Below are 13,611 nucleotides of genomic sequence, written 5' to 3'. Positions count from 1 at the left end.
CGGCGCGCTCGGCCCCTGGTTGGCAGCGGCCGGTGGCGGCGGTGCCGGGCGGGCGGCGAAACAATCGCCCTTCTCGTCCTTCTCGACGTTCTTCTCGCCCTGTACTTGTCGACAATTCTCTATCGTCTGTCGAAAACGAGGCTCAGGTCAGACGTACTGTTGCGAAGCGTCGTTCTTCTCGTCATCCCTTGTGGGACAATCGTCTCGGACGAGGAAGGGAGGATGTCGTGGAGGGACGCGACGTCGCGCGGTTCGCGCGTGAGCTCAGGGAGAGGATCGAGGAGTGGGGCGCCGCCGCGCTCGATAGGTTCGACTGGGCGGAGCGCTTCTGGGGGCTCGGCTTCAGGATGGACTGCGGGCACTCGTACGAGGAGCGCTACGACATCGCCCTGCACGACGTGCGCGGCCTCAGGCGCGAGCTCTCGCGCATCGACGACGTGCAGACGCTCGGGGACGCGTGCTTCTCGCAGTGCCGCTACATCACCCACTGGGCGATGGGCCCCTGCGACGATCTGGTCGAGTGGCTCGGGGTCGCGCTCGCGAGGCTCGAGGAGCTCGCCGGCGGCGTCGAGCTCGCTTGGGACGACGAGGCGGACGCCTGGCGGAGGGCTGGCGACCGCTGAGGGCGCGGCCGCGACCGGGACCGGCGGAGCCGGACCGCGCGCGGCGCGGTTGCCGGAGGCGGCCTCGGCAACGGCCCCGTCGCACTCGGGCACGGGCCTCGCGCCGGGACGCCCGCCGCCGGGCTGGGTGCCGACACTGCCGGCAGCGGACGAGCGAGACGGCGCAGCAGCCCGACTGCCGTAGCGGAGTGCGCGCCGCAGCGAGGGGCCGACCCGCCCCTCGCGAAGGTTGACCGACGTCAGGCCGCCCCGGACGCGGAGGCTGTGTATGCGCGCGGTGCGAGCGACAGACGGCGGAGCCCGAAGCATGCGCCCGCCGCGAGGGGTGGACGGCGCAGCCGGCCGGACCGAGCCGGGCGCGATGCGAGGGCGCAGCCGGCTGGAGCGAGCCGCGGCGCAATACACAGCCGGAGCGGGCGGGGCGGCCGTGGGACCGGCCCTCGCGCGTGGGGCGGGGCGGGCCCGAGCCGTGCGCGCAACGGAGCGGAGGCGGGCGGGCTGCGGACAGCCCTCGATGGGCAGCGGACGGCGGTGGCGGCACCCCGGGTGGCGGCGGGCAAAACTCGAGCAGGATTGGGCTGCGTCCAGGTGGTCGCTACGGCAATGGGTTTATCTCGGGTCGTTCGGATCGAGCATGGTGACGTGCCGACGTTCTTCTCGTTCTTCTCGCCTTGCACGGCCCTGACTTTTCAACATGACCGGTCCCTGTGGGATAATGATTGCATTGTGTTATGGACCGTCACGGCGTGTGCCGGATTGGATGTGCGTCAATGCCGACTCTCAACTGGATGGGTAAGGAGAAGGTGGTCAACCACCACCGCGACGTCCCGTATCGCGTGCTCGAGCGCGTGCCCGAGAAGGGCGTACTGGACAGCCACGGCTCTGACTGCGGGAACATGGTCATCCACGGCGACAACCTCGAGGCGCTGAAGGCGCTGCTGCCGGAGTACGAGGGGAAGGTCGACTGCGTCTACATCGATCCGCCGTACAACACCGGCAACGAGGGGTGGGTCTACAACGACAATGTGAACGACCCGAGGATCAGGAAGTGGCTCGGTCAGGTCGTCGGCAAGGAGGGCGAGGACTTCAGCCGCCACGACAAGTGGCTGTGCATGATGTACCCGAGGCTGCAGCTGCTGCGGAAGCTGCTCGCGCCGACGGGGGCGATCTTCATCAGCATCGACGACACGGAGCTCGCTAACCTCAAGCTCATCTGCGACGAGATCTTCGCCCCGTTGTGCTTTGTAGGTGATATTTCTTGGCAGAGAACCTACTCCATGCGTAATGATTCCAAGGGTATTCCCACGGAAGTCGAGCACATTCTTGTATACGGAAAAAGTGCTGGCTGGCAGCCAAACAAACTTCCTCGAACGGCCGATATGGATGCTAAGTACAAAAATCCTGACAACGACCCAAATGGCCCGTGGCAGAATACTTCGGCATTTGCGCCTGGTGGAGCATCTCATCAGGGCATGGTCTATGCAGTCCAGCATCCGTTTACCGGGAAGATGATATATCCCACGCAAGATGCTCACTGGCGTTTTCAGCAGCAATCTCTGCTCGAAATCATGAACGGATGGGCGCCCTATGAACTGTGCAATCTTCATGATGAGGCAGAGCGTGGACTTGTTTGCAATTTACGTCCTGGTGAAGTTCGCCAGGATGTTCTCGGATTGGTTCTCTCTGTCCCACTTGAAGAGGCGAGACGTCTCGCCAGTAGTGTTATGGAGCGTGGCCAATGGCCCCGCCTGTTTTTCACGCGAGGCGGGAATGGAGGTGTTCGTCGAAAGACCTATCTTTCCAATGTCGAGGGCTTGCCTCCTACCAATTGGTGGCCTCATAGCGAAGTCGGACACACCGACGAAGCAAAGAAAGAACTTAAGTCCGTCTTTGACGGAAAGATTCCTTTCGATACTCCAAAGCCCACACGCCTTATAGAACGTGTGCTTCAAGTGGCGGCTGGTGACGACGCGCTCGTTCTCGACTCCTTTGCCGGCTCTGGAACAACTGCTCACGCTACGCTGAGGCTGAACGCCGAAGACGGCGGCTCCCGTCGCTTCATCCTCGTGGAGCTCGACGACTACGCCGACACCGTCACCTCCGAGCGCGTGCGCCGCGTCATCCACGGCTACGGCGAGGGCAAGAGCGCGGTCGCAGGCATCGACTCCGGCTTCTCCTACTACGAGCTCGGCCCCGCGCTGTTCCGGGCGGACGGCTCGATCGACCCCGCCGTCACGCGCGGCGACCTCGCGCGCTACGTCTGGGCGACCGAGACGCGTGCGCCCTACGAGGACCTCACGGACGAGCACCCCTACCTCCTCGGCGAGCGCGCCCAAGCGGTCTACTACCTCGCCTGGGAGCCCGGCAAGGAGACCGCGCTCACCTACGACCTTCTGCGGGGCCTCCCGCGCAAGGGCGCGCCGACCGTGATCTACGCGGACCGCTGCGCCATCGCGCCCGAGCGCCTCGACGAGATGGGCGTCGTCTTCAAGCGCGTGCCCGACCAGATAGCGAGGATCTAGCCATGGAGCTGAAGCAGTACCAGAGGGACGTCCTCAGGGAGGTCGGCCGCTTCGCGAGGACGTACGCGATGACCAGGGACGCGTCGACGGCCTACGGCGTCTTCATGAACGCGGTCGGGCTCACGCCCGGGCAGGGCGGGGTCGAGCGCTACCGCGACGACCTCGGCGGCGCGCCGAAGGTGTGCGTCAAGGTGCCCACGGGCGGCGGCAAGACCTTCATCGGCGCGAGCGCCGTGCGCGTGCTGACCGAGGCGCTGCCCTCGGCCGCCAACGTCGTGGCGTGGCTCGTGCCGAGGCGCGAGATCCTGTCGCAGACGCTCCGCAACTTCCGCAACCCCGGGCACTTCCTGCGCATGGCGCTCGACCGCGACTTCGGCGGGCGCGTGGAGGTGCTCGACAAGGAGGACGGCCTGCGCGGCCGCTCGTTCACCGCGTCGACCGTCGGCGAGCAACTCACGCTCTTCGTGCTCTCCTACGACTCGTTCAAGAACAAGGACGGGAGGCGCGCCTACGCGGAGAACTCGGCGCTCGCCGGCCTCACCGCCCACCAGCGTGACGCCGGCACCGCCGTGGACGTGGAGGGCGCGGACGACACGGCGCTCATCACCGCGCTCGCGGGCACGAACCCGATCGTTGTCGTGGACGAGAGCCACCACGCGCGCTCGAAGCTCTCGCTGGACATGCTTCGCAACCTCAACCCCCGCTTCGTGCTGGAGCTCACGGCTACGCCGGCCAGGGGCGCGAACGTGATCGCGCAGGCGACCGCGCGCCAGCTCAAGCGCGAGGAGATGGTAAAGCTGCCCGTGGTGGTGTACCGCCGCCCCGACAAGCGGACTACCATCGCCGACGCCGTCACGCTCCAGCGCAGGCTCGAGGCGATAGCCGAGCAGGACGAGAAGAGGACCGGGCGCTACATACGCCCCATCGTGCTCTTCCAGGCCGAGCGGCGCGGCACGGAGGGCGCCGAGACCTACCAGAGGCTCAAGGACAAGCTCGTCGAGGGCGGCATCCCTGCCGAGGAGATTGCCGTGCGGACGGGCGACGTGGACGAGATCGGCGGGGCCGACCTCATGAGCCGCGAGTGTCCGATACGCTTCATCATCACCGTGGAGGCCCTCGCCGAGGGCTGGGACTGCCCCTTCGCCTACGTGCTGGCCACCGTCGCCAACAAGAGCTCGCAGGTGAGCGTGGAGCAGATCGTGGGGCGCGTGCTGAGGCAGCCCCACGCGGCTCGCGCGGGGGCGCGCAGCCTCAACATCGCCTACGTGCTCACGGCGTCCGCGGACTTCGACGCGACCCTCACGCAGGTGGTCGACGGCCTCAACGGCGTGGGATTCTCGCGCGAGGACGTCGAGGCCGCCGGGACTGCGCCCGCAGTACCCGCGCAGCAGGACCAGATCGAGTTCCCGGACGAGCCGGCAGACGACCCCGAGGGCGGCGAGGGAGACGACCTCGACCTCGACGGGCTCGACCTGACCGTGCCCGACAGCGCCGGCGACGCCGCCGTGCCCGCGTCCGTGGACGACATCATCGGCACCTCCGAGCACGTCGAGGAGCGCTTCGAGGAGGAGGCCGGCTCGGGCGACGCCGGCCCCCTGCTCGGCGGCCTGGGAGGGGGATCCAACGTATACCGCATGCGCGAGGCGGTCTCAGACTCGGCGAGGGAGCTCGCCGTCCCGCAGTTCATGATCCGCGTGGACGGTGGCCTGTTCACCGATGACGAGACGTGGAAGCCGCTCGACCGCGAGGACCTTCTCGCGGACTTCAGGCTGTCCAAGTACGGCATCGAGGACGTGAAGGTCGACCCCGACACGTTCTCCGAGGCGCGCGAGGTCGACCTCGCCTCGGACTCCGACGAGTACCGCATCCGCTGGCTCGAGGACGACGTCAGGAAGAACATGGCGATGCTCTTCGCCAACATGTCAGACGAGGGCAAGCGCGAGAGCCTGAAGGCGCTCGTCCTCCAGGCGATGTCTTCTCAGTTCAAGAACACCTTCGGGAGCGCCCAGCTCACGGGCTACATCGCCCGCGTGGTGGACGACATGGACTCGCCCGTCGTGGACGCGTGCCTCCACAGCGTGGGCGGCGTCGCACGCGCCGTCACGGACGCCGTGCGCGGGCTCGCCGACGACTTCTGCGAGGACCGCTTCGGAAAGCTCCTCTCGCGGGGTGACGTGCGGCTCGAGCCGGCGTACCGGTTCCCCGAGTCGTTCGTGCAAGCAACCCCTATGACTGCCTACGACGGGGCGCTCTATGAGGCCGAGGACGGCCGCGTCGACGGGCTGGAGCGAAAGATGGTGGACCTGCTCGCGAACAACCGACGCGTGAGGTGGTGGCACCGCGTGGTGGAGCGCAAGCCCGGGGAGTTCGGCATCAACGGGTTTGTCAACCACTACCCGGACTTCCTCGCTTTGCGCGACGACGGCGTCCTCATGGCGATAGAGACCAAGGGCGAGCATCTGGCCGAGGACGCCAGGCGGAAGCTGCGTCTGGGAACGCGGTGGGCCGACATGGCCGGCGCCGGGTTCCGATACTTCATGGTGTTCGAACGCGAGGCGCCGGACGCGGATAACGCGTTCACGCTGGCGGAGTTCGGCAGCGAGATTCTGGGATAAGGGGGCAGCTTGGATCAGCTAGGCGAAGGGCAGGGGCGCACGGCTGACGCGACGAAGGGAGTCGTCTCCCACATTCCTCAATTTGACAGTTCGGCGATTGGCCAGGCGTCAAAGCTGGCAGACATCGCCAGCTCGGTAACTGACCCTATCCGAGACGCTCTTGCGGGCACAGACTTCGGATCTCTGTCCAGCTCGTTCCCGTCTTCTCTGACGGACGAGGTGACGAAGGCTTTTGATGCTTCTGCGCTAAAGCTACCCGATTATGATCTGGGCGGAGCATTTGAGGTCATGACCCCAAACTACACGATTCCTGACCATTCTTCTATGTATCGTGAGCTCTCTTCATATCCGAAGTCCAGCTGGCAGCAGCTCATCATCCTGGGGAACGGCTTCGACCTCCAGTGCGGGCTCCACTCGAGATTCGGCGACTTCTTCAAGCCCCGATTCGAGGTGATTGCTGGCATCGAAAGTTACAGCAGGGCAGCTTGGGAGAGTGTATTAGAAGACTCCGACCTGACCCTTTGGGACTTTATTCTCGAGGCGAACATAGATGACGCGTGGTGCGACGTCGAAGGCGAAATGGAGAGGTGGATTCTCTCCTACTCTGACCAAAACTCCAAGACGTCGTTGTTCTGGGGCGCGCTTAAGGCAGTGAAGCGCGCGGACCTGTTCACTGACGGGATGACATGCACCGTGTGGCGCGAAGGCGGCAGACGCCTTGCGGGCGAAGAGGATGACAGAACCCATCTCTTTTGCAACATCGCTCGCTACGTCCTAACAATCAACCCCGAGCTCTCCGACGAGCAATGCACTCCAGAGTTTTTCGTCAAGCTGCTTAAACGAGATCTGGGAAGGCTCGAGCGGGCTTTCGGTGCCCATCTATCCAAGGAGATTGACGACAACAACGAGTATGTCGGGGAATGTAGGAACCTCTGCCGGATGATTGTTGAGGACGGCAAGCAGAGCGACGAGGACTTCTATGTGTCGACTTCCGTTCTGAGCTTCAACTACACGAGCGTTGCCGAAGACCACTTCGACAAGGGCGACGACGGCGTGTTCGTCAACATCCACGGAAAGCTTGGGGAAGACATCATATTCGGCATAGACGGCAAGGACTGCATGGACAACCCCGTCGCAGTCCCGTTCACCAAGACGTACCGTCTCATGCTGCGTGGCGGGTCGAGGACTGGTGGTCTGATAAGCACTGCAAACAGCTCAAACCTTCAGGATGCGACCGACGTCATTAAGTTCTACGGGCACTCGCTCGGCAGGGCAGACTACTCCTACTTCCAGTCAATATTCGACGGCGTTGATCTTTACGAGAGTGAGACTGTGCTCGTCTTCTATTTCCCGCTGGACAGTTCAGATAACTCGGAGAGGATCAACAACGAGCGGCGCTCGAAGCTCGCAAACTCGATCAACAACCTGCTGGTTGCATATGGGGCAACCATGGACAACTCAGATCATGGCAAGAACCTCATGCACAAGCTTCTGCTTGAGGGAAGACTGATAATTCGCGGGCTGCCGGTTGACTGAATGAGTCCGATGAGACGATCTTGGGGGCACCAATGATTGACATGAGGCGTGTTGAGCTTATCGATCGAGTCGTAAGGAGGGTCATAGACACCTTCGACAACGGCGATTGGCAGCTTCTTGCCATGTACCTAGGGAATTACGGCACGATCATCACTGGCCACGACAGGCTCCTGAGGAGCCTCTATTTTGGGGACGAAGACTATCCGTCATGTGTCGCTTCCGTCATTGGGCAGCTCTACAGCAAGGACCCCGACTCACTGGCACTGGTTGAGAAGATGCTTGCCGACAAGAGCGCCGGAGACCAATCACATCCCGAAGGCACGAACGGAGGGCCCATGAACCCAACATCCGCCGCTTCAAAACTCGACATCTCGATGGCTGCGGTGATGATTCCATTCACCCCACAATTCGATGACGTCAGAAACGCCATGGCCCGGGCATGCCGAGAGAACCACTTGACGCTGAAGGCTGCGGATGACGTCTGGGAGGAATCCATCCTCATCGATGACATAATGAATCTGATACGGACGGCGTGTATCGTGATCGTCGATTTCTCGGGCAAGAACCCCAACGTAATGTACGAGACCGGTGTCGCGCACGCCTTGGGAAAGGAAGTCATCCCAGTCTCTCAGTCCATCGATGACGTCCCCTTTGACGTCAAGCATCACCGCGTGCTCGTATATGAAAACAACGAAGCGGGTCGCGAGTCTCTCAGGAAACGTTTGGCTAGTCGAATTAGAACCATACTTGACCGAAACGACTGGTATATCCCGTTTTAATCTCTTGGGCGCTAGGGCTCCGGTCTTGAAATAAGCGAAATGCCGTCTCGCCTCCCTAGTGTTGGAAAGTCCGGTCCGAGCCACACGCCCGACTCCCCGTGCCCGAGAACGAGTGGCATGCGGTCGTGGACGGGCGACACGCTGGCGTTCGGCCTGGTGGTGACGATCGAGAACCGGTCGCCCTCGCGCACGGCGGCGAGCAGGAACGCCCTGGCGCCGGGAAGCCGGAACAGGTACTGCCGGCGAACCGGCCTGCCGGTCCTCTCGCTCTCGACCTTCTCGGTCATGTGCCCCTCGTAGAAGGCGCGCACGGGCACGAGGCAGCGGCCTTCCGCTATGGCCTTCGCCCACATGCCGCGCCTGCCCAGGCGCAGCTGCTCGAGGGCGGACTCGATGCGCGTGTTGAAGACGGCGTTGGGCTTTCCGTCGAGCGGGAAGCCCCATGTGAGGCGAGCTACGGCAAGTCCATCGTCCTTTGGAACGTACACGGGAACGAGGCTACCGGGGCGGGCGTCGCGCAGGGGGTCCGGGCGCTCTATGTAGCGGATCGCGTGCGTGCCGGGAGTGGCGCGCGCGTCCAGCACCGCCTGCGCCTCCTCCATCGTGAGCGGGCACATCCTCACGCACATCGTGGCCTCCTCTCGCCCTCGTCCTTCTCCCCATTATCCCCGCGTCGGGTCTTTGTGACACGCCCATAGCCTGTACCCATCGTTTGGGTGCGGGCTATTTCTTTGCCCGCCTTACTGGAAGGACGGGCAGATGGATGGCTTGCAGGACGAGGCGAAGCAGGTCGACGAGGTCGCGCGGCAGCAGGCGCCGCAGCGCGACGACCAGGATGAGGCGTCGCAGGCGCAGGTGAGCGCAGCGGCTGCCGGCGGTGACGCGGCCGCCCAGGCGCGAGCGGACTACGAGGCTGCGCTCAAGGAGCGCGACGCGCGCATCGCGGAGCTCGAGGGCGAAATCGCGGAGGCCGCGAAGACGGCCGAGGGCGCGGAGGCGCTCCGCAAGGAGATGGACGAGCTGCGCCGGAGGGGCGACGAGGAGCGCGTCGGCTTCGAGCTGCAGCTCGCCGGCGCCCGCAACGTCAAGGCCGCCCGCGCGCTCCTCGCCGACCACGACAACGACATCGAGAAGCTGAAGGCCGCGGAGCCGTGGCTCTTCTCGGCGTCTCCCGCCTCCGCTCCGGCAGGAGCCACGGGACTCCCGAGCGCCGGCGCCGCCGGGGCCGACGAGTCGTCGCAGATGAGCCGCTGGCGCAAGATCGCCGGCCTTCCCGAGAGCGAGGAGTAGCAGATGGCAAACAGCATCGCGTACACCAAGAACTACACCGCCGTCCTGGACGAGGTCTACAAGAGGGCCGCGTGCTCGACGTGCCTGAACAGCCCGCGCCGCATGGCGCGCGCCGGGCGCAACGCCAAGGAGATCATGGTCCCGAAGATCGAGGTGACTGGGCTCGGCGACTACACCCGCAACGTCGGGTACAAGACGGGCTCGATCACCTACGAGTTCGAGACCAAGACGTTCAACTACGACCGCGGCATCAAGCTGCTGGCCGACGTCATGGACGTCGAGGAGGCGGGCGTCCTCGACTGCTTCGTGGCGGCGGGCTCCGAGCTCCAGCGCACGCAGGTGGCGCCCGAGGCCGACGCCTTCACGTTCTCCGAGATTGCGGGGCACGAGGGCGTGACGCCCACCGAGGAGGACTTCGCCGACGCGGAGGCCGAGGACGTGCTGGCGAGCCTGCGCGCCGCGACGAACGCGATGGACGAGGCGGAGGTCACGACCGGGAGCCGCATCCTCTTCATCACGCCGACGCTGAAGGGCGTGCTGGACGACTTCAGCCTGGCGAACCCGGCGCGCTCCAACCGCGTGCTCGAGCGCTTCAGCCGGATCGTGGAGGTGCCGCAGACGCGCTTCTACAGCGCGATCGCGCTCAACTCCGGCGACGAGGACCAGTTCGGGTACTCGCGCGCCGAGGGGACCTACCAGCTCACCGAGGACACCTCCGTGGTCTCGGGCAAGACCTACTACACGAAGAGCGGCGAGCAGTACACGCCCGTCTCGAGCCCGGCCTCGGGCAGCCTCTCCAGCTACTACGAGCTCGTGGGCGCGGGCGCCCCGATCAACTTCATGGTCGTGGAGCGCTCCGCCGTCATCAAGTTCGACAAGCACGTGGCCTCGAGGGTCTTCTCGCCCGACGAGCTGGAGAACCTGGACAGCTACATGATGAAGTACCGCAAGTACGGCATCGTGGAGCTGCTGGACAACAAGCTGGACGGCGTGCGCGTCTCCTGCGCGCCGCTGGCATAGTGGACGGGGCGACGGGCGCGGCGGGCTGCGGCCCCGCGCCCGTCTCCTACGGGTTCTACCAGGACGGCTACGGCGGGGCGCTTTCCGCCGAGGCGCTCGCGGAGGCGCTGCCGGCGGCGGTGCGGTGCGTGGGCGCGCTCACGGGGGCGCGCGACGTGCGCGATGAGTGGGACGACGATCAGGCCGAAGCCTGGCGGCGCGCCGTGTGCGCGGCGGCCGACGCCTACGCCGAGTACGGCGAGGGGCGCGTGGGCGGCTTCTCCGTCGGGTCCTTCTCGGTGACGAACTACCGCGACGAGGGGGCGACCGGCTCGGAGGTGGCGCGGGAGGCCGCGCTCGCGGAGCTCGCGGGGACGGGCCTCTGCTTCTCGGGGGCGCGCCGATGAGGTACCTGAGGCCGATACCCAAGAGGCTGCTGCCCGACGACATGCTGGTGTTCCTGCCCGCGGAGGGCGGCGGGCGCGGCGAGAGCCGCCTCGTGCGCCACGTGAGGTTCGAGCGCGCGGAGGGGGTCGTCTCCGACGCGCACCGCTCGGCGGACGCGGGGCACGGGACCGTGTTCGTGGACGCGGTCAACAGCGAGGGCGCGCTCGAGGTGCCGGCCGGGACGCGCGTGCTCATAGGGGCGGGGCCGTCGATGCTGGTCAGGGCCTGCAGGCGGTGCTGCGTGGTGCGCGGCCAGGTGCACCACTGGGAGCTGGAGGTGGGCTGATGGCATGCTCCGAGCCCCTCGGCGCGCACGTGCCGGACGACTGGGACGCCGAGGGCGGCGGGGTCGCCGGCGCGGCGGCCGCGCTGCTCAGAGCGCTGGGCTACGGCAACGCGTTCTGCTCGCCGCCGCCGGCGCGCCTCTGCTGCGAGCCGATCGTGCTGACCCAGGGCGCCTGGGAGCGCGAGGCGCGGCTCGCGGACGGCACGGAGCGCGGGCGGGTGCCCGTGGACGTGCTCGTGTGCTGCGAGGACCCGCGCGACGCCGAGGCGACGTGCCGCGCGGTGGAGCGCGACCTGCGCCGGGACTCCTGGACGGGAGCCGGAGACGGGTGGCACTGCAGGGTGGCCGCCGCGGACTCCGGCGGGTCCGCGCCGCGCGGCCGCGACGGATCCGGGCGGTGGCTCTGGGGGTTCACGCTGATTCTGACGGTGGTGATCGACTTTGGCGGACAGGGTTAGGGCCGGGCGCGGCGTGGACGACCGCGACGTGGTGCGCAAGAGCAACCCCCTCCAGAGGGCGGCGCAGGGCGCGCGCGAGCAGCGGGCGGGCTCGGCGGAGACCGACCGCATGGGGCGCGAGCAGCAGCGCCGCGCGACGGCCTACGGGCGGGCGCGGGGGCGGCTGTGAGCTCCATCGTGTACAACGGGCACGACCTCTCGCCGTACGTGACGGCCGAGCTGGTGGAGCCGGCGGGGCACGCGCTCTCGCCGAGGGCGCTCATGGTGCCGGGGCGGCCGGGCGCGGCGCTCTTGGGCTGCGAGCTGCCGCCGCGCGTCCTGCGCGTGCGGCTCTTCCTCGACGCGGGCATTTCTCTCGGTGCGGACGAGCGCTCGGAGATCCGTCACGTGCTGTACAGGTGGCTCGTGGCGCCCTCGGGCGCCGAGCTCGAGCTGCCCGGCGAGCCGGGGCTCTCGTGGCGCGACGCCGTGGTGACGGACGCCTCCGACTGGGACTCGCTCTTCGAGGACGGCAGCTGCGAGCTGGCGTTCACGTGCTTCGACCCGGTGGCCTACGGGGAGGGGAAGTCGAGCGCGGCTAGCACGCTGACGGTCGGCGGCACGTGGGCGACGTGGCCGGTGGTGGAGATGACGGCGCTCGCGGGCTCCTCGGTGAAGGTGGCCGACGGCCTGGGGCGATACGTGCTGGTGGAGCGCGAGTTCGCAGCCGGGGACGTGGTCCTTCTCGACTTCGCGTCCGAGGCCGTGACGGTAGAGGGCGAGGCCGCCCCCGCCGACGTGGCCGTGGAGAGCACGTTCTTCTCGCTTGCCCCCGGCTCTCACACCCTGGCCTTCTCCGGGTGCTCGGCGCATACCGTCGAGTGGGTGGAGAGGTGGCTCTAGATGGTGCCGACGCTCTACCTCTTCGACCGCTTTGACGGGCGGCTGGGGATCCTGCCGGCCGTGGGCGGGATCACGCACGTCGAGGAGATCGGCGGCGAGGACACGATCGAGTTCGACTGCCTCTCCGCCCCCGAGAAGGGCGAGCGGCTGCTGTGGCGCGACCCGACGGACGGCGTCTGGCGCGAGCACGTGGTGGTGCGCACCGACGAGCCGCTGGGCGGGCGCGCGCACGTCTACGCGGAGTCGTCGCTCTGCGAGCTGCTGGGCGACTTCGTAGAGGAGATCCAGCTCGTGAGCAAGACGGCCGCGCAGGCGCTCTCCTCCGTGCTCGGGGTGACGCGCTGGTCCGCGGGCGACGTGGGCGTCGGCGACGCGGCGCGCGGGTGCCTGCTCTACCACGTGAACGCCCTCGCTGCGCTCAGGCGCGTCGAGGAGGTCTGGGGCGGCGAGGCCGAGGCCGTGATCGCGGTTTCCGGCGGGCGCGTGAGCTCGCGGACGGTCAACCTGCCCGCGCGGCGGGGCGCGTGGCGCGGGGCGCGCTTCTCCCACGGCAAGACGCTCGCGGCGTGCACGCGGACGGTGCTCGAGGACGAGGTGTTCACGGCTCTCTACGGCTACGGGAAGGGCCTGCCGATCTACGACGAGCAGGGCGTGGCGACGGGCGGGTTCACGCGGCGTCTGACCTTCGGCTCCGTGAACGGCGGCGCCAACTGGGTGGGCGACGAGGCCGCGCGCCTGGTGTGGGGGCGCCCCGACGACGCGGGCGGGAGGGCGCACCGCTTCGGGCACGTGGTGTTCCCGGACTGCGAGGACGCGGCGGAGCTGAAGGCACTGACCGAGGCGGCGCTCGCGGCGGCGTGCGAGCCGCGCGTCTCCTACGAGGTGGACGTCGCGGCCGTGGACGGCGGCGCGGGCGTGCGGCTGGGCGACGACGTGGCGGTGATCGACTCGTCGCGCAAGCCCGAGTGGCATCTGCGCGCCCGCTGCGTGCGGCGCGTGCGCGAGCTCGGCGAGGGCAAGCCCGTTGTGCGTCTCACGCTGGGCACGGTCGAGCGCACGACGTGGGCGGCCTCGGCAGACGTGGCCGCGCGCGTGACGGCGGTCGAGGAGACGGCGGCGACGGCGTCAGACACGGTGGCGTCCTACGAGGACCTGGGCGAGAGGGAGTTCTGAC

The 13,611-nt window shown here is 67.1% G+C and carries 14 protein-coding genes; 13 read left to right on the top strand and 1 reads right to left on the bottom strand.

Annotated features, from left to right (window positions below; translation table 11 throughout):
* The first annotated feature begins 227 nt into the window (after positions 1 to 227).
* From B5F79_RS09700 to B5F79_RS09680, 5 genes are all read left to right on the top strand, one after another.
* Positions 228 to 623, top strand: coding sequence for a hypothetical protein (locus B5F79_RS09700; RefSeq protein ID WP_087220873.1), 396 nt, complete (start codon positions 228 to 230; stop codon positions 621 to 623).
* 770 nt (positions 624 to 1,393) lie between these two features.
* Positions 1,394 to 3,145, top strand: coding sequence for a site-specific DNA-methyltransferase (locus B5F79_RS09695; protein WP_087220870.1), 1,752 nt, complete (start codon positions 1,394 to 1,396; stop codon positions 3,143 to 3,145).
* A 2-nt stretch (positions 3,146 to 3,147) separates the two neighbouring features.
* Positions 3,148 to 5,760 carry a DEAD/DEAH box helicase gene (locus tag B5F79_RS09690; protein ID WP_087220867.1) on the top strand — a complete coding sequence of 871 codons (2,613 nt, stop codon included), beginning with the start codon at positions 3,148 to 3,150 and terminating at the stop codon, positions 5,758 to 5,760.
* Positions 5,761 to 5,769: 9 nt separating this feature from the next.
* A complete protein-coding gene (locus B5F79_RS09685) occupies positions 5,770 to 7,296 on the top strand; it encodes an AbiH family protein (RefSeq protein ID WP_087220863.1) in 1,527 nt (508 codons plus the stop codon).
* 32 nt (positions 7,297 to 7,328) lie between these two features.
* Positions 7,329 to 8,075 carry a hypothetical protein gene (locus B5F79_RS09680; RefSeq protein WP_083526987.1) on the top strand — a complete coding sequence of 249 codons (747 nt, stop codon included), beginning with the start codon at positions 7,329 to 7,331 and terminating at the stop codon, positions 8,073 to 8,075.
* Between the two features lie 11 nt (positions 8,076 to 8,086).
* Here B5F79_RS09680 and B5F79_RS09675 read toward each other — a convergent pair whose 3' ends face one another.
* Positions 8,087 to 8,704, bottom strand: coding sequence for an SOS response-associated peptidase family protein (locus B5F79_RS09675; RefSeq protein WP_087220860.1), 618 nt, complete (start codon positions 8,702 to 8,704; stop codon positions 8,087 to 8,089).
* Between the two features lie 130 nt (positions 8,705 to 8,834).
* Between B5F79_RS09675 and B5F79_RS09670 the strand changes: the two genes are divergently transcribed.
* From B5F79_RS09670 to B5F79_RS09640, 8 genes are read left to right on the top strand one after another with little or no spacing between them, the layout of a single operon-like run.
* The gene (locus tag B5F79_RS09670; protein WP_087220857.1) at positions 8,835 to 9,365 is read left to right on the top strand and encodes a hypothetical protein; all 531 of its coding nucleotides are present in this window, start codon (positions 8,835 to 8,837) and stop codon (positions 9,363 to 9,365) included.
* A 3-nt stretch (positions 9,366 to 9,368) separates the two neighbouring features.
* A complete protein-coding gene (locus B5F79_RS09665) occupies positions 9,369 to 10,385 on the top strand; it encodes a hypothetical protein (protein ID WP_087220854.1) in 1,017 nt (338 codons plus the stop codon).
* Positions 10,385 to 10,771, top strand: a complete 387-nt coding sequence (locus B5F79_RS09660; protein WP_087220851.1) for a hypothetical protein — start codon at positions 10,385 to 10,387, stop codon at positions 10,769 to 10,771. The genes B5F79_RS09665 and B5F79_RS09660 overlap by 1 nt, the downstream gene beginning before the upstream one ends.
* Positions 10,768 to 11,097, top strand: coding sequence for a putative minor capsid protein (locus tag B5F79_RS09655; RefSeq protein WP_087220848.1), 330 nt, complete (start codon positions 10,768 to 10,770; stop codon positions 11,095 to 11,097). The genes B5F79_RS09660 and B5F79_RS09655 overlap by 4 nt, the downstream gene beginning before the upstream one ends.
* Positions 11,097 to 11,555, top strand: coding sequence for a hypothetical protein (locus B5F79_RS09650; RefSeq protein ID WP_087220845.1), 459 nt, complete (start codon positions 11,097 to 11,099; stop codon positions 11,553 to 11,555). The genes B5F79_RS09655 and B5F79_RS09650 overlap by 1 nt, the downstream gene beginning before the upstream one ends.
* Complete coding sequence (locus tag B5F79_RS10860; RefSeq protein ID WP_143786174.1) at positions 11,539 to 11,724, top strand: hypothetical protein; 186 nt, start codon at positions 11,539 to 11,541, stop codon at positions 11,722 to 11,724. Before B5F79_RS09650 ends, B5F79_RS10860 begins: the two co-directional genes overlap by 17 nt.
* A complete protein-coding gene (locus B5F79_RS09645; protein WP_241147309.1) occupies positions 11,721 to 12,437 on the top strand; it encodes a phage distal tail protein in 717 nt (238 codons plus the stop codon). The genes B5F79_RS10860 and B5F79_RS09645 overlap by 4 nt, the downstream gene beginning before the upstream one ends.
* Entirely contained in the window at positions 12,438 to 13,610 is a 1,173-nt protein-coding gene (locus B5F79_RS09640; protein WP_087220842.1) for a phage tail spike protein, read from the top strand.
* The last annotated feature ends 1 nt before the right edge of the window (position 13,611 follow it).

The sequence above is a fragment of the Olsenella sp. An285 genome, assembly GCF_002159625.1.
Lineage (GTDB): Bacteria > Actinomycetota > Coriobacteriia > Coriobacteriales > Atopobiaceae > Thermophilibacter > Thermophilibacter avicola.
This window is presented reverse-complemented; position numbering and strand designations above follow the sequence as displayed.

Bases quoted from the DNA above. Each gene is read 5' to 3' on its own strand.
- B5F79_RS09665 (WP_087220854.1), top strand. From the start codon at position 9,369: ATGGCAAACAGCATCGCGTACACCAAGAACTACACCGCCGTCCTGGAC.
- B5F79_RS09670 (WP_087220857.1), top strand. From the start codon at position 8,835: ATGGATGGCTTGCAGGACGAGGCGAAGCAGGTCGACGAGGTCGCGCGG.
- B5F79_RS09680 (WP_083526987.1), top strand. From the start codon at position 7,329: ATGATTGACATGAGGCGTGTTGAGCTTATCGATCGAGTCGTAAGGAGG.
- B5F79_RS09690 (WP_087220867.1), top strand. From the start codon at position 3,148: ATGGAGCTGAAGCAGTACCAGAGGGACGTCCTCAGGGAGGTCGGCCGC.
- B5F79_RS09655 (WP_087220848.1), top strand. From the start codon at position 10,768: ATGAGGTACCTGAGGCCGATACCCAAGAGGCTGCTGCCCGACGACATG.
- B5F79_RS09640 (WP_087220842.1), top strand. From the start codon at position 12,438: ATGGTGCCGACGCTCTACCTCTTCGACCGCTTTGACGGGCGGCTGGGG.
- B5F79_RS09675 (WP_087220860.1), bottom strand. From the start codon at position 8,704: ATGTGCGTGAGGATGTGCCCGCTCACGATGGAGGAGGCGCAGGCGGTG.
- B5F79_RS09695 (WP_087220870.1), top strand. From the start codon at position 1,394: ATGCCGACTCTCAACTGGATGGGTAAGGAGAAGGTGGTCAACCACCAC.
- B5F79_RS09650 (WP_087220845.1), top strand. From the start codon at position 11,097: ATGGCATGCTCCGAGCCCCTCGGCGCGCACGTGCCGGACGACTGGGAC.